The sequence below is a fragment of the Halomonas sp. KO116 genome (assembly GCF_000734975.2).
Taxonomy (GTDB): domain Bacteria; phylum Pseudomonadota; class Gammaproteobacteria; order Pseudomonadales; family Halomonadaceae; genus Vreelandella; species Vreelandella glaciei.
In genome coordinates, this window is record NZ_CP011052.1 from 4,169,686 (window position 1) to 4,186,662 (window position 16,977).

General features: G+C 51.8%; 15 protein-coding genes, 1 tRNA gene and 1 pseudogene. 9 read left to right on the plus strand and 8 right to left on the minus strand.

Going from position 1 to position 16,977, the window contains the following annotated elements:
• Positions 1–10 precede the first annotated feature (10 nt).
• On the minus strand, positions 11–760 hold the full coding sequence (gene minC, locus KO116_RS19065; RefSeq protein ID WP_035564994.1) for a septum site-determining protein MinC: 750 nt from the start codon (positions 758–760) through the stop codon (positions 11–13).
• 194 nt (positions 761–954) lie between these two features.
• Here minC and KO116_RS19070 point away from each other — a divergent pair, with 194 nt between their 5' ends.
• A complete protein-coding gene (locus KO116_RS19070) occupies positions 955–3,771 on the plus strand; it encodes a DUF349 domain-containing protein (RefSeq protein ID WP_035564996.1) in 2,817 nt (938 codons plus the stop codon).
• Positions 3,772–3,885: 114 nt separating this feature from the next.
• Here KO116_RS19070 and phbB read toward each other — a convergent pair whose 3' ends face one another.
• Entirely contained in the window at positions 3,886–4,632 is a 747-nt protein-coding gene (gene phbB, locus KO116_RS19075; RefSeq protein ID WP_035564998.1) for an acetoacetyl-CoA reductase, read from the minus strand.
• A 271-nt stretch (positions 4,633–4,903) separates the two neighbouring features.
• Between phbB and KO116_RS19080 the strand changes: the two genes are divergently transcribed.
• A tRNA-Met gene (locus KO116_RS19080) sits at positions 4,904–4,980 on the plus strand.
• Between the two features lie 192 nt (positions 4,981–5,172).
• Here KO116_RS19080 and KO116_RS19085 read toward each other — a convergent pair.
• A complete protein-coding gene (locus KO116_RS19085; protein WP_035565000.1) occupies positions 5,173–5,424 on the minus strand; it encodes a helix-turn-helix domain-containing protein in 252 nt (83 codons plus the stop codon).
• Between the two features lie 125 nt (positions 5,425–5,549).
• Between KO116_RS19085 and KO116_RS19090 the strand changes: the two genes are divergently transcribed.
• The 4 genes and pseudogenes from KO116_RS19090 to KO116_RS24805 form a co-directional block, all read left to right on the plus strand.
• Positions 5,550–5,789, plus strand: a complete 240-nt coding sequence (locus tag KO116_RS19090; RefSeq protein ID WP_022520247.1) for a hypothetical protein — start codon at positions 5,550–5,552, stop codon at positions 5,787–5,789.
• Positions 5,782–7,002, plus strand: a complete 1,221-nt coding sequence (locus KO116_RS19095) for a tyrosine-type recombinase/integrase (protein WP_035565002.1) — start codon at positions 5,782–5,784, stop codon at positions 7,000–7,002. The genes KO116_RS19090 and KO116_RS19095 overlap by 8 nt, the downstream gene beginning before the upstream one ends.
• Complete coding sequence (locus tag KO116_RS19100; protein WP_035565004.1) at positions 6,989–7,942, plus strand: TraI domain-containing protein; 954 nt, start codon at positions 6,989–6,991, stop codon at positions 7,940–7,942. Before KO116_RS19095 ends, KO116_RS19100 begins: the two co-directional genes overlap by 14 nt.
• A 138-nt stretch (positions 7,943–8,080) precedes the next feature.
• Positions 8,081–8,415: pseudogene (locus KO116_RS24805) on the plus strand (IS30 family transposase); the annotation flags it as partial.
• Positions 8,416–8,859: 444 nt separating this feature from the next.
• On the opposite strand, the gene KO116_RS25925 reads toward KO116_RS24805, so the two are convergent.
• The 4 genes from KO116_RS25925 to KO116_RS19115 form a co-directional block, all read right to left on the minus strand.
• A complete protein-coding gene (locus KO116_RS25925; protein WP_235272432.1) occupies positions 8,860–8,967 on the minus strand; it encodes a hypothetical protein in 108 nt (35 codons plus the stop codon).
• 331 nt (positions 8,968–9,298) lie between these two features.
• Positions 9,299–10,231, minus strand: a complete 933-nt coding sequence (locus KO116_RS26210) for a group II intron reverse transcriptase/maturase (RefSeq protein WP_327050445.1) — start codon at positions 10,229–10,231, stop codon at positions 9,299–9,301.
• Between the two features lie 372 nt (positions 10,232–10,603).
• Positions 10,604–11,011 (minus strand): helix-turn-helix domain-containing protein, encoded by a 408-nt coding sequence (locus KO116_RS19110; RefSeq protein WP_158414222.1) that lies wholly within the window; start codon positions 11,009–11,011, stop codon positions 10,604–10,606.
• A gap of 50 nt (positions 11,012–11,061) precedes the next feature.
• Positions 11,062–11,556 (minus strand): transposase, encoded by a 495-nt coding sequence (locus KO116_RS19115; protein ID WP_035565008.1) that lies wholly within the window; start codon positions 11,554–11,556, stop codon positions 11,062–11,064.
• A gap of 791 nt (positions 11,557–12,347) precedes the next feature.
• On the opposite strand from KO116_RS19115, the gene KO116_RS19120 reads away from it, so the two are divergent.
• Positions 12,348–13,649 carry an IS1380 family transposase gene (locus tag KO116_RS19120; RefSeq protein ID WP_035565795.1) on the plus strand — a complete coding sequence of 434 codons (1,302 nt, stop codon included), beginning with the start codon at positions 12,348–12,350 and terminating at the stop codon, positions 13,647–13,649.
• Positions 13,650–13,870: 221 nt separating this feature from the next.
• Here the strand turns inward: KO116_RS19120 and KO116_RS19125 are convergent, their stop codons facing one another.
• Entirely contained in the window at positions 13,871–14,779 is a 909-nt protein-coding gene (locus KO116_RS19125; RefSeq protein WP_035563562.1) for a LysR substrate-binding domain-containing protein, read from the minus strand.
• Between the two features lie 124 nt (positions 14,780–14,903).
• Between KO116_RS19125 and KO116_RS19130 the strand changes: the two genes are divergently transcribed.
• Together KO116_RS19130 and KO116_RS19135 are read left to right on the plus strand one after the other, a co-directional pair.
• The gene (locus tag KO116_RS19130; RefSeq protein ID WP_035563559.1) at positions 14,904–15,686 is read left to right on the plus strand and encodes an enoyl-CoA hydratase-related protein; all 783 of its coding nucleotides are present in this window, start codon (positions 14,904–14,906) and stop codon (positions 15,684–15,686) included.
• Positions 15,687–15,689: 3 nt separating this feature from the next.
• Positions 15,690–16,958, plus strand: a complete 1,269-nt coding sequence (locus KO116_RS19135) for a CaiB/BaiF CoA transferase family protein (protein ID WP_045812179.1) — start codon at positions 15,690–15,692, stop codon at positions 16,956–16,958.
• Positions 16,959–16,977: the final 19 nt, after the last annotated feature.

Below are 16,977 nucleotides of genomic sequence, written 5' to 3' on the forward strand. Positions count from 1 at the left end.
TGAAAACACCTTATCCTAAAGGCTTAATCTCAAGCTGCTCTTTTGTAAAGTGAACTTCTGCTGGACGTCCTGAAAGCTGCGGGTCAATATCTTCAGATCGTTTGTAATTCCCCGCCACTGATAGCAGCTCAGCTTCCAATTCACGGCAGTATATACCCGCATGAGTATTGCCATGGATGCCCGCTAGAGCACGTCCTCGCAGGGCGCCATATACGTGAATACTGCCGGCTGCCAACACTTCTGCACCGGCATTCACCGCGCCAATCACGACCAGGTCGCCTTCAGAAGCACTCACCTGTTGCCCCGAGCGAACGGTACCCCGGTATAGGCGAGTGGCAATCGCAGGCGCTTCTGCTTCACTCACTTCTGTTTCTTCGCGGGTCACTTCATGCACTGGCGAACTAGTAACACTTTCAAGTACCCGCGCGCGCCCCTCTTCTACCGGCGGGAACCATCCCAACCCCAGCGCCCAGGCAGACTGACGCACAGGCTCGGTGCCACCGCGTACCGCGACCGGCAGTAGCTTATGGTCACGACACACGGCACAAATACGTTCAAGGGCTAAGTGCGGTTCATCCAGCTTTTCCACGCTGAGCACAACCGGTGTATGCTGAAAGAAAGCAGGTGATTGGGAAAGTTTGCCAGCCAACTGCTGCCGGATTCGCTCCGGATCAGCGCTACTTAGCTCCATGACGGTCATCGGCAGCATGCCGCCTTTAAAGGTAAAGGCCACAGCGGCACTATCCACGTTAAGGCTCATGGCCGAACTCCCTGTCATGTTCAGATAAGATAAAGGTAGCGTACTATCACGCATTGTGGTCTAGAAAATAGTCGCTTACCACACCATGCTTATTACAAGATAGTAAGGCCAAGCTAAGCGACAGCGCCGGTGACTGCAACCGCCGCATTGCTGACTAACGATTTTTTTCACGCTACGCACCAGCAGGATGATCCATGCACGGACTGTTAAGACGCCTGTTCGCACCTCGGTGGCAGCATCCCGACCCCGAAGTACGTCGTCAGGCCCTCCAGCGACTCGACCCTGAACAATCAGAACAGCGCCAGGCGCTGCAGTCGCTCTCTCAAGATCCCGATAGCCAGATTCGCCTTGCCGCGCTACTGGCCTTGGATGACTGTGCAAGCTTAGTCGATGCTTATTCGCATCATCAACAGGATGAAGCTTGGTTCAATGCCATTTGCCAACGGTTGAGCGGACGCGAAGGCCACACCGACCTGCAGCAACGCCAAGCGCTTATTGAACGTCTTGAAGAGCCGCGGGTACTGAGCGCGGTGGCCTTACAAGCCGACAACCTGACGTTGCGCTTAAGCGCACTGGACAGGCTGACTGATGAGAATGATCTGATTCATCAGGCTTGCCATAATGGCGTGGCCGCTGTTAGACACCAGGCTGCGGAGCGAATTGAGGACGAAGAAGGACTCAAACGACTTTTGAAAGAAGCGCGCCGTGACCGCCAGGTTGTACGCTTGGCGCGGGAACGGCTTAACCGGTTGCGCAGCGACGCCCAGTGGCTGGAAGCGGAAGAGCAGCAGCGCGAAACGCTGCTTAACCAACTTGAGCAACATGCCCGTGCCCCGTGGGAGCCACTTTATGGCGGGCGCTTCCGGCATCTTGAGCGGCAGTGGGAACAACTCACGCAACCGCCAAGCGTAGAGCAGGAGCAGCGCTTCCACCAAGCCAGGCTAAATTGCCGCAAGACGTTGCATGATCATGAAACCCGAGAGCAGGCTCGGCAGCAGAGCATAGAGCGCCGGGACGAAGCGGAGAACACCCGCGAGCAATTGCTTGAAGGAATAGAAGAGACGCTTGATGGGCTACGCCACGCGGCGGCCATGACCGTACAGGATATAGACAGCCTGCGCGCTCAGCGCCAGCTACTCGATCAACGCTGGCAAACCCTTTCCGATATGCACCCGCCTAGCGATGTGATGCGACAACGCTACACGCTGGCGATTCAAGATTACGATCAATGCTTAGAAGCCTGGCAGCGCTGGTGCGCGGTTAGCGCCGATATGGAAAAGGCGCTGGCTAACGAAGATCACGCCACCTTAGCGGCGCAGATCACCCAATGCCAATGGCCGGACGCCTTAACACCGCCCGCGCTGCTTGGGCGCGCCCAAACGGTTCTTAACGCTGAAAATTCGGCGCCCTCGCAGCCCATCGAAGACCATCCCACGCTCACTACTTATGCTGGCGAACTCGACACCTTTGAGCACTTATTAGAACGGGGCGCCTTCAAAAGCGCCAGCCGCCTTCATCAACGGCTTAAACCGCGCATTGAAGGGTTTGAAAGTGCCTCCGCTCAACCGCTTAAAGCGCGTCTGAAGCATTTAGCGGCACGATTAGCGGAACTGCGCGATTGGCGAGGTTTCGTCGCCGGACCTAAGCGCGAGCAGCTCTGTGCCAGTATTGAAGCCCTCGCCAATGATCTTCACATGGCAGAAGAGGCGCTTGATCGTCATCACCTTCAGTTGGTCAAAGAGTGGAAGTCGCTGGGTGATGCCGCTGCCAACCGGGAGCAGGCCACGCGCTTTCGCAGCGCCTCAGATCGTATCCACGAACGTTTAGCCCCCTGGCGCCAACAGCTTAGCGAGGAGCGTGAGACCAACCTTCAAGCCCGAGAAGCGTTATGCGACCAGCTTGAAAGCCTGCTGGCTCAACCTGCTGAAGACGCCGACCCGGATGTACTTCGGCAAATTCGCGACAAAGCACGCCTCCAATGGCGCCACTATAGCCCGGTGCCGCGAGATCACTCTGAAGCCGTTGGACGCCGCTTCGGTACTATTCGCCAACAACTACAGGCATTGATTGATCAGCGCGCCGAGACTATTGCCTCACAGAAACGCGGATTGATTGGTCAGGTGACGGCTCTGCGAAGTGATGAAAGCCAACCACTAGCACAGCGAATCCACTTAACCAAACAGCTACAGCTTCGGTGGCGAGCGTTAGGTCGTGCGCCCAAAGGCGAAGAGCAGACGTTATGGAAAACCTTTCGTCATGAGTGTGACCAGCTTTTTGCCCAGCGCGATGCGCACAAAAATGAGCAAGCGGCACGTCAACAACAGCAGCTTGACGAAATGCAAACGCTGATCGACCAAATGGATAGCTGGCAACCTATTGAGGCTAGCGAAGCAACCACGCTGGAGAATTTTCTAAACCAGGCTAACCAACTCGAACCGCTGCCACGCAATCGCCGTAGTGAAGGTATGCAGCGGCGCATGAGTGGTATTGTGCGGGCGCGTCGCGAACGCTTAAATCGGCTCGCCGTCGCCAATACGGTTCAGCAATGGCACGCTATTATGCCGCTCGTGAATGCTCACTTAGCCGCTGATCAGCACTACCTTAATGAGGGCATCCCCAGCGATGTAGATGCCCAGGCAGTGCTCAGCGACTCATTACCTGCTTGTTTTAGCGAAGCACATAACACTCGTAACCAGCAGCGCCATCGTATAGCGGTGCCGTTATCTGACGCTGATCACGCTAAGCTGGCTGAGTCTCTCGCCCGATTAAGGGTACATCTCTCAATGCTGGCCGTGGGTAGCGTACGGCAAAGCGATGAACCATTGCGGCTGGCTATTCAAGTAGAACGCTTGAACGAAGGCTTCAAACAAGAACGCAGCCGTGATTTAGAGGTCACCGACATCTTAGTCGCGCTTTTGGCACTGGGACCACTGCCCACCTCGTTATGGGACGCTGAAGTGGAAGAGTTGGATAATCTACTGAGTCGACTGGCTCGGGTTCCACTGCCTTAATGATGGTTTAGCGATAGTTTGGCGTATCGTTCAATAACAACGGGAGGCTAATAGCCTCCCGTTTGCGTTTCTCCCTGGTAAGGGAGCTAGCGTTTATCAGCCTATGGCGAACCACTAGCCCATAAACTGACCACCGTTGATATCGATGTTAGCACCGGTGATAAATCCTGACTCCTTGTCGGCTAAGAAAGTGACCAAGCGGCCAATCTCTTCTGGCGTGCCATAGCGCTTCACTGGGATCGTTTCCCGAATGGCTTCGCGCACTTTTTCTGGAATATTCATGATCATATCGGTAGCAATATAGCCTGGCGATACGGTATTGACCGTAATACCTTTGGTCGCTGTTTCCTGCGCCAACGACATGGTCAAACCGTGCATACCGGCCTTGGCAGCCGCATAGTTCACTTGGCCAAACTGACCTTTACGACCATTGATGGAGGAAATATTAATAATCCGGCCATAGCCATTCTCAAGCATCATCTCGATAACGCTACGGCAGGTGTTAAAAACACTGTTGAGGTTGGTATCAAGCACTTCATACCACTGCTCGTAAGTCATTTTCTTCAGGGTGCCGTCACGGGTAATACCCGCACAGTTCACTAGCACGCTGATGGGTCCATACTTGTCATGGATTTCGCGGGCACCTTCCAGGCAGGCATTGTGGTCAGCGAGATCGACACCCGACAATTCGATGTTGTTAAAGCCGTCAGCATGCTGCGACTCCAGCCAGGTTTTGGCCTTATCGGGGTTGCGGTAACCCGCGACGACCAGATAACCCGCCTCTGCCAACGAACGACAAATTGCCGTACCGATACCACCAGTTCCACCAGTTACCCAGGCGACGGGGGCTTGATTGGCCATTGACTACCTCCCTGATATGACAAATGGCTTGGATCTAACCGCACGCACGTTGCGCCGCAAGCCATTGTGAAAAAGCGCATCTGCGCTTGTATTACCCTAGTGCATTATTCGCGTTAGCAATGCACCAACGTAAGCTTTTTGTTATAGCTACCTGAAGCATAGCTGTACTCCCTTCATGTTGCAGTAGGATGTACGCCACTGCTATAAGCCGAACGTGTTAATACCTCTATTGACTTCACGTAAAAACTCTGTAGAATACGCCACACGTTGATGCGGGGTGGAGCAGTCTGGTAGCTCGTCGGGCTCATAACCCGAAGGTCATCGGTTCAAATCCGGTCCCCGCTACCAATATTTTGAAAGGCAGATCAGTTATTTACTGGTCTGCCTTTTTTGTTGCCCGCCTTTTCAAATTCCTCTGTGCCTATATTGTGCCCATACCGTGCCCAATATTTTCATTGCCCCTGAAGATCAAAAATTTGCATGACCTTCAGGCACCTGACGGCAAATTCCTACCCCTCCATTAATTTCCATACTACGTTCTTAGTCGGACACTGGCGCAGATCTATCTTTAGTCTCCTTGATATGCGTCACCAACTGCTCGATCTCACAATCAAAGTAGTCGCAGAGCTTATCTAGGTTATCCGTCACCGTACTATGCCCTGGATGGTTGATGATCTTAGACAACGTCATCCGATTAATACCCGTTTCTTTTGCTATCTCGCCTATCGTAATCCTGCGCCGTTCTTCAAATTCTTTCTCCGCAATCAGCTCTTTTAAGTGATACCGAATCATCTCTTTGCCCATTGTGATTATTAAAATTATCAAAAATGTATTGAAATAATCATTTGATCGTTTATATTTATAATCGAACGATTAAAAATATTATCAAATGATCACTTGATCTAGGAGATAGTCTCATGGCCTGCACTTTTTTGACAACAGAAGAGCTAGCATCACTTATCAAGTACGATGCGCGTACTATCCGCCAGCAACTCAAAGATAGTGTGCTCATTGAAGGCACTCATTACATCCGCCCCTTTGGGCGTCGGAAAATCCTTTATATCTGGGAAACTATTCAGGAAGAAATGCTGAAAGCGACCCCTCGTGAGCAAGCAATCGCCATTCCAATGGCGAACGGAGGCGTATGCCATGGGTAAGGTTCGCGTCCGCCAAGAGAGCAAAAAGCTTTTTATCGACTTCAGGTATGACGGGCAACGTTTTCGTGAACAAACGCTTCTAGACGACAACGCAAAAAATCGTAAGCAGTTGGAGGGGCTTTTACAGCGCATGGAAGCAAAAATGCTGCTCGGCGAATTCAATTATGCAGAGTTCTTTCCTAATAGCAGCAACTTGCAGAAATTGAAGACTTCTCAGCCTACCAATACAGCTAAACCTCAAGTTGTCAGCGATTTAGACACACCGCTCTTTAATGATTTTTCTGATCAGTGGTTCGACGAGAGCAAAATCCAATGGCGTACCTCTCACGTACGGAATGTGAGTTCGATCTTGGATAGCTCGTTGAAGCCAACGTTTGGGAAAAAACACATCGGAGATATCACCAAGTCGGACATCCTGGCGTTCCGCACCAAACTAGCCAAGCGCAGGGGCCGTGGTGCCACGGGGTTGGTATCGCCTAAAACGATCAACAGCCATATGTCCATTTTGCGTATGGTGCTCGATGAGGCGGCCGAGCGTTTCGACTTTGAGACGCCGTACAAAAACATCAAGCCGTTAAAGCTACAGAAGACGCATATCGAGCCGTTTTCTCTACACGAGGTGCAACGCATCATCGACAATGTACGCCCAGACTATTGCAACTATTACACCGTGCGGTTCTTTACCGGCCTGCGTACTGGTGAAGTCGATGGATTGAAGTGGAAAAACATTGATTTTGCTAAGCGGGAAATCTTAGTACGAGAAACATTAATCAATGGTGAAACGGAATACACCAAGACCGATGGATCGCAACGAGAAATCCCCATGTTCGGGCAGGTGTATGACGCCCTCAAAACGCAGTACGCCGCCACTGGGCACATGAGTAAGTACGTGTTCTGCAATCAGATGGGACAGCCGCTTGATCACAATAACGTGACAAAGCGCGTGTGGTACCCCTTACTCAAGTCTCTTGGGCTGACCAAGCGGCGTCCTTATCAAACACGCCATACTGCCGCGACACTCTTTTTGGCTTCTGGCGAAAATCCAGAGTGGGTGGCGCGAATGCTGGGCCATAGTTCAACCGAGATGCTGTTCAAGGTTTATTCACGTTACGTCCCCAATGCCACCCGTATGGATGGCTCTGCCTTTGAGCGTTTGTTAGGCAACACCACGCCCACTAAGCCCCAGAAGGAGCAGCATCATGAAACGGCTTGATAACGTCCCTACTCATCTGTCTCGTACCTTCAAGGGCACTTATCGCCTTACTGGACGCGTGGTGGAGTTCGACAACGCGAAAACGCCTTTCTTAAAGCTGCGGCTAAGCGATTGTGTGGGGGATCAAATCGCGATGCTCAACTTGAGCAAAACAACAGTACCTGAGCGCATCGGCCATCTGGACTTTGTTACCGCCTCCGGCGTGAAGTGTTTGTCAGGCCAATTCATTCTTGATGAGTTCCGCAGGGCGTCCCGGGATGAAGTGACCTCTATGGATACCCTGCAATCGTTGCCACGGGTGTACTCCCCGATGCCAGAGGTATTCGATAAGTTAGTCGCGACCGTACAGTCGCTTCAATCAGACTGCCTTCGAGCGTTTTTGACGCGGGTACTGGAACGTAAGGATCGTCTTGAAGCTTTTTTGAATGCGCCCGCCAGCGTAAATTATCACCATGCGTACCCAGGTGGTTTGCTACAGCATTCGCTGGAAGTTGCCAATCACTCGGTAGCGATGCTGCGTCTTAACGAACCAACCATGCCTCGTCTCATGCAGGAAGCCTGTTTCGTGGGAGGGCTGTTGCACGATATTGGCAAGACATACACCTACGACTCCAAAGGCAAGCCAAACGCTGCGTGGAAGCTCTGTAGCCATGATGTGTTTACGCTAGAGGCGTGTGCCTACGGACTTGCATACCTGGATGCTCATGAACCCGATATTGCAATGACACTTCGCCATGTGTGGACGTGTGGTTCGCCAGGTGCGCGCTACGGCCAGCCTGCGGCAATGACGTTGGCCCGTTATATTCGTGACGCGGATGGGCAAAGCGCGATGGCCGATAACCAACAGCGGGCTTTTCGTCATCAAACTAGCCGGGGGTTCGGCCGACTCGGTCAGAACCTCTTTTGGCAACCTCAACTATATGCTGCTGCATCTCACTAATGCGCGCCCAGGCGTTTCCTTCTGAGCCGTCAGATTCTTGTATGACGGCTTTAACAGAGCATAAAGGGGAAATTTAATGACCACGCTAAGTGAACGCACGCGCTCAGGCACTCAGGCTCGTGAGTTCTTAATCGAGTCACGGCCACGAGAACAGCGAAGGCGATGACTCGGTTATTGGCGCCACGCAGAGGGGCAGTTCACACCATCACCTTGGATAACGGGTCGGAATTCGCAGAGCACAGTAAGGTTGCTAAGGCCGTCTCGGCCAAGACCTATTTTTGCGACCCGTGCCGCTCATGCCAGCGTGGTTCCAATGAAAATACCAACGGCCTGATTGCCAGTATTTCCCGAAAGGGACGGACTTCCGCAAGGTGAGCGACTTAGCATTGAGGAGAGTCATTGCCAAGCTGAACAACCGCCCCAGAAAACGTCTGGGGTATCGTACGCCGGCACAAGTGTTCCTCGGAGAGTAATCAGGGGCGCTGAAAACCGCAGGTGCTTATTCATGGTCTTCTCCTGCTCATGCAGATAGTGGATGTCACCTCTATCTTGGCGCACTATGACGCCGGTTTGGAGTGGGAGGAGACCATCTCATCAGCATCGGTGGCTGATGCCAGCAATTCTCACGCAATAATGCACGCTCCATCAGCTGTTTAGCCAAATCACCCGATTCCGTCTCATGAACTTCCCAGGCAATGATTTTGCGGCTGTAGATATCCATGATCAGGTAGAGATACCAGTGCTGGCCTCGTACAACGGAGGCGCAATAGCTAAGGTAAGTAGACCAAGGGAATTTCACCCTCAGCCTCTCGCAGAACGGTGCGTGAACCTCTCGGCTCACACCGCTCCCATCAAGCAAACGCACCCGACATTCCTCGCGACCAGTGAGCGAACAGGGTCGGTCGCGCTTTCACTAGTCACTCAAGTATGGCAATTGTTTTGGTCTTCCGTCCTCGAAGATGCTTGAACTTTCGCATAGCCCACCTGACCAGTCGCTGATTTACGTAGCACGATACCCGGTACATCAAGGACCGGTAATAATGCCCATAGTAATTCCATCAACCGTGCAGGTATGGATTGATAAAGCCAGCGATATCCATGATGGATAGATCGGTTCGCTGCCCTATTCGCCATGCTCGTACTTTCTGGATGATTCCCTTAATTGAAGGGCGACTGATGCCCGGGCAAAATCCCATGAAGAGATCGCCGGCTCGGCCCTTCACTACACGCTTTTTGAACGTGTAGCCAAGAAAATCAAAAGATGTATGCACATGGGTTCCGGTTCTACGGTGATCCTGGCAGTAAACAATTCGGGCTTTCTCTGGATGTAGCTCAAGCCCGCACTCCCTGAACCGCTCACTCAGTCTGTGCAGTAGGAATCGAGCCTGCCTCTGAGTGCTGCAGTGGAGCAGTGGAGCAGTGGAGCTGGCCATCATCAGCATATCGACACCATTCAATGGCCGGAAAGTGCCGACTGATCCATCGGTCGAAGGTGTAGTGCAAAAAGAGATTGGCCAGAACAGGGCTGATAACGCCTCCCTGCGGTGTTCCCTTATCACGCTCAACCATTAGGCCGTCCGCGTGTTCCAAGGGTGCCGTTAGCCATCGTCGGATGTATAACTTCACCCATGGATTCGCGGTATGCCGGTCAATCGCCTTTAGCAGGAGCTCATGCGGAATGTTGTCGAATAGACCACGGATGTCAAATTCCAGTACCCATGGATAACGCCAGCACCGCTTTCGAGTAACGCCAACTGCCTGTATCGCCGATTTTCCCGGACGATACCCGTAAGAGTCTGAAAGAAAGTGCGGCTCTGCCTCAGGTTCGAACTGAAGCTTGACTACCATCTGAGCAATTCGATCCGTTACAGTCGGAATGCCCAGTATCCGCTCACCTCCTGACTTCTTTGGAATTGGGACAGCACGAACCGGGGGCGGTATATAGCTGCCCGAAGACATTCGGTTCCAGAGTTTATAGAGATTGTTTCTTCGATCACGGTCAAAGTCTTCTAGGGACTGCCGATCTACACCGGCAGATCCTGCGTTGGCTTTGACCCGTTTGTAAGCTTCAACAACTAACCACTTATCAATGTCGAATGGTTTTGCCTGACATCGGCCCTCCTCCTGCTTTCGCAGTTGAGACCGAGGTCCAGGCTGCTTGACGCTGTCCCTTCGCTCCCCCTCCATTACAGAGGCTTCGTCACTACTACGAACAGCTCCGTCCCAGTATCGTGCCTCGGTACTCTCGGCCTTGTGGTGATCGCCACTTGTGCCTTCTCCCTTAAACATTACGATGACTGGTTCCCGCAGTTCCCAGCAAGAGCCTAATATTAAGTCGCGCCCACTTTATGCCGGACACCACTTGCGCAGCATTCGGAGTACACCCGCAAGCTCATCCCAGGGATGGGACACGCCCCCGGTTTTGATGTCACGTATGGTTTTCGACACGTCATCATGGGTTCGCTCTCGCTCGCCTCTCAATATCACACCTGACTGCATCACTGTGCAGCCTTTTGACCCAATGCTCACCACAAGCACTCTTAATGCATGCAGCTTGGGCTGGTTTGAAGCCTGCTTCCGACAGCCGACTCCGGTGGGCCCACCACCATCTCTTGCTGAGCTTATGGCTCAGTAAAGTGTCTGCATCCTTACATCCGCTCTCTAGTGCCTCTGCGGCACACTATCCCAGCTCCAAACCTGGTTCGGCCCTGTCGCCGTAAAACTGGTCGGCGCGGGCACTGTGCGGCGTGCTTTCGTACGGCCACGAGGGTGCTGCTGGTGATGCTTTTTCAAGACCCGATAAAACGACGATTCGGAGGCCAGATAGACGCCGTTGTCTGCCAGTAAGGGCACGATTTGAGACGGCGGCAAGCTCTGATACTCGGGACGATGACACGTGTTCAAAATGGTCTGCTCTTCCTCATGCGTCAGCTGATGCGGCTGCCTGCCTTGTGCCGCCTGTGGACGCTGATCCTCAACAACAGTGCCACACTCAGATCGCCAACGCTTTAGTGTGCGCTCGCTTACATCGATAATACCGGCTGCTTGATAGCGGGAAGCGCCACCCACCACCGCTTCGTCAAATAGCGCGATGAGCCTTGCACGTTCGTCGAGCGGCGTTAGTCGTCCTCGCCGCTGTACAAGGCGTCGAGCTTTTTTGAGAGCACCAGTAACGACGTCGTCTCTGCCACTACCTTGTCTTTGCGACGCACTTCCGCTTTGAGCTCCTTGATGGTCTTACGGTCTTCTTTACGCTGCTTGTGCGCCGCTTTTTCCTGATCTTCTTGCCGACCAGCGCCTTCGAGGCAAGCCGCTTTCCACTGTTGAATTTGCTCGGGATAAAGGCCTTTTACGCGGCAGTAAGCGCCAAGCTCCGCCTCTGACAGGGTGGCGGTTTCGATGACCACGGCGAGCTTGGCGTCGGGCGACCATTCGCTGTCGCCTTGGGTGTAACCCGGCACAGGCACTCCTTTTACTCGACACTGTTTTAACCAACTATACAGCGTCGCGTCAGAGATGCCTTCCTCTGTTGCTACCGATGCCACACTGTGATTATGGGGTGGTAACAACTTCTTCAGGACGGCTGCTTTGCGCTCTGCAGAATAACGTGGCACAAGAACTCCATGCCGCTCCCTCTGGATTAGATTTAGGCGATATCACCAACCGGACAACAAGGCTGAGAGAGGGGGGAATACAGGTTTTAATACTAGTCCGCCGCGTAAAGGCAAAGCAATCGAGTAAGAAAGACACCAATTAAATTACGCACCGAAACCACAATAATGGTACTTTAGGTCATGTACATAGCGTGCCCTCTTCACCTATTTCTACTGTCTATTCGCTGATTTCGATGAACTTCGGTAAGTTACTGACACCCCCGTGATTGCCATCTACTTCGATCACTCTATAGATGGCTGTAGCAGTCGGGTTAATCATTACGAATGATTTGTTATAGCAGACTTGCCGTTTCGCTGGCGCAGGCGAACCAACAGGTAATCGGCGACACCATTGCCACATTTATGTTCACATCCGGAACCACCGAAATGCCCCAGGCGGTTGTCAACACCCAGCGCATGCTTTTGCCAACCAGACCATGATCAACTCGGTATTTGCTTTTCTGAAAGACGAGCCACTGGTCATGCTTGACGGGTTACCTTGGAACCATATCTTTGGCGGCAACCATAATGTTGGACCACACCCTATAACGGCGGCATCCCGTACATTGATGACGGCAAGCCCACTGAAAGTTCCATTGATAGCACCTTGAACAACTGTAGGTATGTAATGCCGACAGTCTATTTTAACGTTTCTAGCCCGGATTTCTCACAGGGTATAAAAGAAAGCGGCTGAAAGTGCTATGATTTCAAGAACCTAACCAATCCATCAAGCACCAACAGCCGCTTCCAAAATGGTACCTGAAAAGCTGACCTTCTCGCCACTCTCACGCCGCCAAATTGAAGCCGACTTCTCCGGGGGCCACATTACGTCGGACGCCGGATTACTCCTGCTTCGTGAAGTCGATAAACAGCATCGCCTGACACGCCGCTTGGCCGCCGTGCTTCATGATCCCCGCGCACCGGAACAGGTTCGTCATAAGCTCGACACTTTGGTTCGTCAGCGGGTGTTCGGTGTCGCCGCTGGCTATGAAGATTTCAACGACCATGAGGCCCTGCGCTATGATCAGGCCCTTCAGACAGCGCTCGGTGAAGAGGATACGCTGGCAGGCAAGTCGACGCTGTGCCGGGTGGAGCAGAACGCCGATCGGCAAGCAATAGTGAAGGCCCATGAGTTGCTGTGGCATCACTTCATTGAACAGCATGACGAACCACCAAAGGAGATCGTGCTGGACTTTGATGGCACCGACATCCCCGTGCATGGCGAGCAACCCGGCAAGTTCTTTAACCGTTATTACGATCACCACTGCTACTTCCCACTGTATGTCTTCTGTGGGCGCCACTTACTGGTGAGCTATCTGCGCACCAGTGACCGCAGCGACAGCCGCCATAGCTGGGCGATCCTCGCCTTACTGGTACGCTTTATCCGTCAATACTGGCCCGATACGCGCATCGTGTTACGAGGTGATAGCCACTTTTGTCGTCCCCGGATGCTGAACTGGTGTGATCGGCATCACGTCGACTACATCGTGGGAATCGCCAAGAACAGCCGGCTGCTCAAGGAAGTGGACGTCCCCATGATGCTGGTGCGCAAGACCCAATGGCAGGTGGGAGGGAAAGTAGCGGGGACGTTCCGCTTCCAGTATCAAGCCCACTCCTGGAAATACTCACGCTGGGTGGTGGCCCGCCTAGAAGAAGGCGAGTTAGGCTCTAATCCCCGGTTTATCATCAGTTCCCGTTACGATGATGGCTTCAAGCTTTACTACGAGCAGTACTGTGCCCGGGGTGACATGGAGAACCGGATCAAGGATCAACAACTGAGCCTGTTTGCTGACCGGACCTCCAGCACGCACTGGTGGGCCAATCAGTGGCGGCTGATCTTGTCGGGCTTCGCTTATACGCTGTTCGAGCGGTTACGGACTTATCTGAAGCACACGCCCTTCGCGCGCATGAGTCCGAGCAACCTGAGGCTCAAGCTCATCAAAGTAGGCGCGGTCATCATCCGCAATACGCGTCGAATCCGAGTACTCATGAGTGACAGCTACCCCTATAAAACGGCGCTATCCGATCTCGTCAGGCGGTTGGTTCCTAACTGACTGCTCGGGCGCCCCCGGCCCGAAGCAATGGGGGAAAGGGGGAAGTGTGTCTGAACGCCGGAAAGTGGTTAAAAAGTAGCCGATGTAAGTCGAGCCAGTAGGTGTTTAGCGGTGTTACAGCCTGAGTGCGGTACTGGCTGAGGTACTATGAGAAATCCAGGCTAGAAGTCTAAAATATTTAATGATAACAGCAACTCAGCTTCCGATTATGTTGTCATGGTTTATTGATGATCATTTTTTAATGTTGAGTCATAAATTAACTCTTCAATAACACGACATATCTCTTGAGTAGCTGGCATTAACGGTGTCATGTCGGAAGTACCCAGAAATACAGTACGATTAAGATTGGGGTTGGAAAGCCTAATAACATCGAGTTTCATTTTTTCTTTAGCTTGATCAAGCCCGAGTGAAGGAATAATGGAATATCCCATACCAGCCTGCACAGCATTAATGAGAAGGTTAGGAGAATTAATTTCCGCAACTATTTTTGGAGTTAGCCCGTCTGAAGCAAAAGCTGCTTCTATTGCTTCACGAATACCATTAGGCCTGCTAAAAAGAAGAAGTGGGTAACTGGATATGTCATATAGAGACAGGGTGCTTTCAGTCTTTATAGTGCCGAGTTTTCCTACAAAAAGAAGTGGCTCGGATACTAATGGCTTAACTTTTACTTTTTCTTTTGCACTAACGTCAAATATGATCGATATATCTATTTTCCCTTGGGATAGTAGATTTGCCAAAAACTGACTTGGGCCTTCCACTATTTCGAGTTGAATTGCCTTGAATTGCTCACTAACGACCTTAAGTAACTTGAGCCCGATGCTAGTAGCAATGGTGGGAGGAAGTCCTACCGCAACAGGGCCTGCTGGCCCGGAGTCGGCTATTGCGGCAATAGTAGGGGTCGCAGCGACCTGCTTGAGAATCAACTGTGCGTGCCGGTGAACGGCTAGCCCGGCCTGCGTGGGCAGTACACCGCGAACACTTCGAGTTAATAGTTTGACACCAAGCTCTTCTTCCAAGCGATTGATTTGTTGGCTAAGTGCTGGCTGAGCAATATGCAGCGATTGGGAGGCACGGGAAAAGCTACCTTCCTCTACAATTCGGGAAAAATAATGAAGCTGGCGAAGTTGCAAGACTATTCTCACTTTAGACTATGGTAGAGGGGGTATAGGTTGCCGCTATGGTGGTAGTTGAAAACCCTATTTTTCTAGTTTCAGGGTACGCGCTACGATCAAGCCAGACAACAAGGAGAAAATAATGAATGGCAAAATTGAAGTCCAACGTGATGGTTATGTCGCTACTGTAATAATCAATAACCCGCACAAACGTAATGCAATGGGTAAAGCAATGTGGGTTCAGATGGCGGAAACCATCGAGATGCTTTCTTGCGAGAAAAACCTGCGCTGCGTTGTGCTTCGCGGTGCAGGTGATTCGGCTTTTGGTAGTGGTGCCGATATTGAAGAATTCGAGTTGATGCGTAGCAATAAAGCTCAGGCAATCGAGTTTTCTAAGCATGGTCATAAGGCTATGCATGCTGTCAGAGACTGCCCAATTCCAACGCTTGCGGCTATTCGTGGCGTCTGTGTTGGGGGAGGTATGGAACTAGCCGCATTTTGTGACCTACGTATTGCCAGTGAAGACAGCCGATTTGGAATTCCTATTAACAAGTTAGGTGCGACGTTGGCCTATCCAGAGCTTGAAGGGCTCATTAGGTTGATTGGTCCCAATGTAGCCCTTGAAATATTGCTTGAGGGGCGAGTTATAGGAGCTAACGAGGCAAAGTCTAAAGGCATTGTCAATCGTGTAGTGAGCAGTGATAGTTTTGAAGAAGAAATACTAAAAGCGGTTTCTCGTATTATTGCAGGGGCTCCTCTCTCTGCCCGATGGCATAAGAAATTTATCGAGCGTTTGCGTAGCAATTCACATCCTCTCGATAAAGAAGAGCTGGCTGAAGGTTATGCATGCTTCGATACTCAAGATTATAAGGCTGGATATCTGTCGTTTCTTAGTAAAACAAAACCACAGTTTGAGGGAAGGTGAATAATGAAAAATGACAATCAGCCAAAGGGGCCTTTGGCTGGCCTAAAAGTGATCGAGTTTGCTCATGTTATGTCTGGTCCGGTGACAGGTCTTCTGCTAGCAGATATGGGGGCAGACGTCATTAAGGTTGAAAGGCTGCCTGGTGGAGATGAGACGCGAAGGACTGTGCCACCGGAAGTAGAAGGAGAGTCTGCTTCCTTTATGATTATTAATCGTAATAAAAGAGCCATGGCTTTGGATGCAAAGACTCCAGAGGGGCAAGAAATTGCTAGAAAATTAATTACGAGCGCCGATATTGTGCTGGAAAACTATCGGCCCGGTACGATGAAAAGGATGGGGTTGGACTACGATGAGCTACAGCAGCTGAACCCAGGCTTGGTTTATTGCACCATTACGGGTTTCGGTACCAATGGCCCTTACTCACAGCGGGCGGGATATGATCTTATCGCCCAGGGCATGTCGGGGCTGATGGGAGTCACTGGAGAAGGTCTTGGCCGACCACCCGTGAAAGTGGGGGTACCTGTCGGTGATGTAACTGCGGGGATTCTAGCCGCCACTGGAATCTTGGCCGCCTATATTGAAAAGCTGAAAACAGGTAAAGGGCAATACGTTGATACTTCTCTTCTGGAAGCCTCGGTGATACATACCTATTGGCCAGCCGCTCTGGCATTTGCTTCGGGGGTTTCTGCTGGTCCCATGGGCAATGCTCATCCTGTAGCGGCACCTTATCAGTCATTTCGTACCCAGGACGGCTGGATCAATATTGGCGCCATCGGCCAGTCGAACTTTCAGCGGATACCGAGTGTGCTTGATTTACCAGGAATGGCTACTGATCCGCGTTTTGCCACCAATGGTGACCGTATGGCGAACCGTGATGTTCTGATACAAATGATGGAGGAGGTTTTAATTACTCGTCCGACCAACGACTGGGTTGAAGCCTTTGAGCGTGCTGGCGTGCCAGCTGGCCCGGTTAATACCATGATGCAGATGTTGGAAGACCCCCAAGTCAAGGCTCGAAAGATGGTAATCCAGGTGAAGCATCCAATTGCTGGCCAGATCAATGCCCTTGGATGTCCGATCAAGTTCTCCAGCGGCGACGGCGTAACGTCGCGCGGTGCTCCTCTCTATGGCGAGCATACTGCCGAAGTGTTAGCGGAGATGGGCTATGGGGCAAACGAAATTACTCGGTTAGTAAAAGAGGAGATCATCTATGTATGTGATATTAGCAACAAATATGATGAAGCCAATCAGAGTGCAGATACTATTCTCTGAATGAAGGAACAATGCTGCA

Coding starts and splice junctions, on each gene's coding strand:
- minC (WP_035564994.1), bottom strand. CDS start 760: ATGAGCCTTAACGTGGATAGTGCCGCTGTGGCCTTTACCTTTAAAGGC.
- KO116_RS19070 (WP_035564996.1), top strand. CDS start 955: ATGCACGGACTGTTAAGACGCCTGTTCGCACCTCGGTGGCAGCATCCC.
- phbB (WP_035564998.1), bottom strand. CDS start 4,632: ATGGCCAATCAAGCCCCCGTCGCCTGGGTAACTGGTGGAACTGGTGGT.
- KO116_RS19085 (WP_035565000.1), bottom strand. CDS start 5,424: ATGATTCGGTATCACTTAAAAGAGCTGATTGCGGAGAAAGAATTTGAA.
- KO116_RS19090 (WP_022520247.1), top strand. CDS start 5,550: ATGGCCTGCACTTTTTTGACAACAGAAGAGCTAGCATCACTTATCAAG.
- KO116_RS19095 (WP_035565002.1), top strand. CDS start 5,782: ATGGGTAAGGTTCGCGTCCGCCAAGAGAGCAAAAAGCTTTTTATCGAC.
- KO116_RS19100 (WP_035565004.1), top strand. CDS start 6,989: ATGAAACGGCTTGATAACGTCCCTACTCATCTGTCTCGTACCTTCAAG.
- KO116_RS25925 (WP_235272432.1), bottom strand. CDS start 8,967: ATGTACCGGGTATCGTGCTACGTAAATCAGCGACTGGTCAGGTGGGCT.
- KO116_RS26210 (WP_327050445.1), bottom strand. CDS start 10,231: ATGTTTAAGGGAGAAGGCACAAGTGGCGATCACCACAAGGCCGAGAGT.
- KO116_RS19120 (WP_035565795.1), top strand. CDS start 12,348: ATGGTACCTGAAAAGCTGACCTTCTCGCCACTCTCACGCCGCCAAATT.
- KO116_RS19130 (WP_035563559.1), top strand. CDS start 14,904: ATGAATGGCAAAATTGAAGTCCAACGTGATGGTTATGTCGCTACTGTA.
- KO116_RS19135 (WP_045812179.1), top strand. CDS start 15,690: ATGAAAAATGACAATCAGCCAAAGGGGCCTTTGGCTGGCCTAAAAGTG.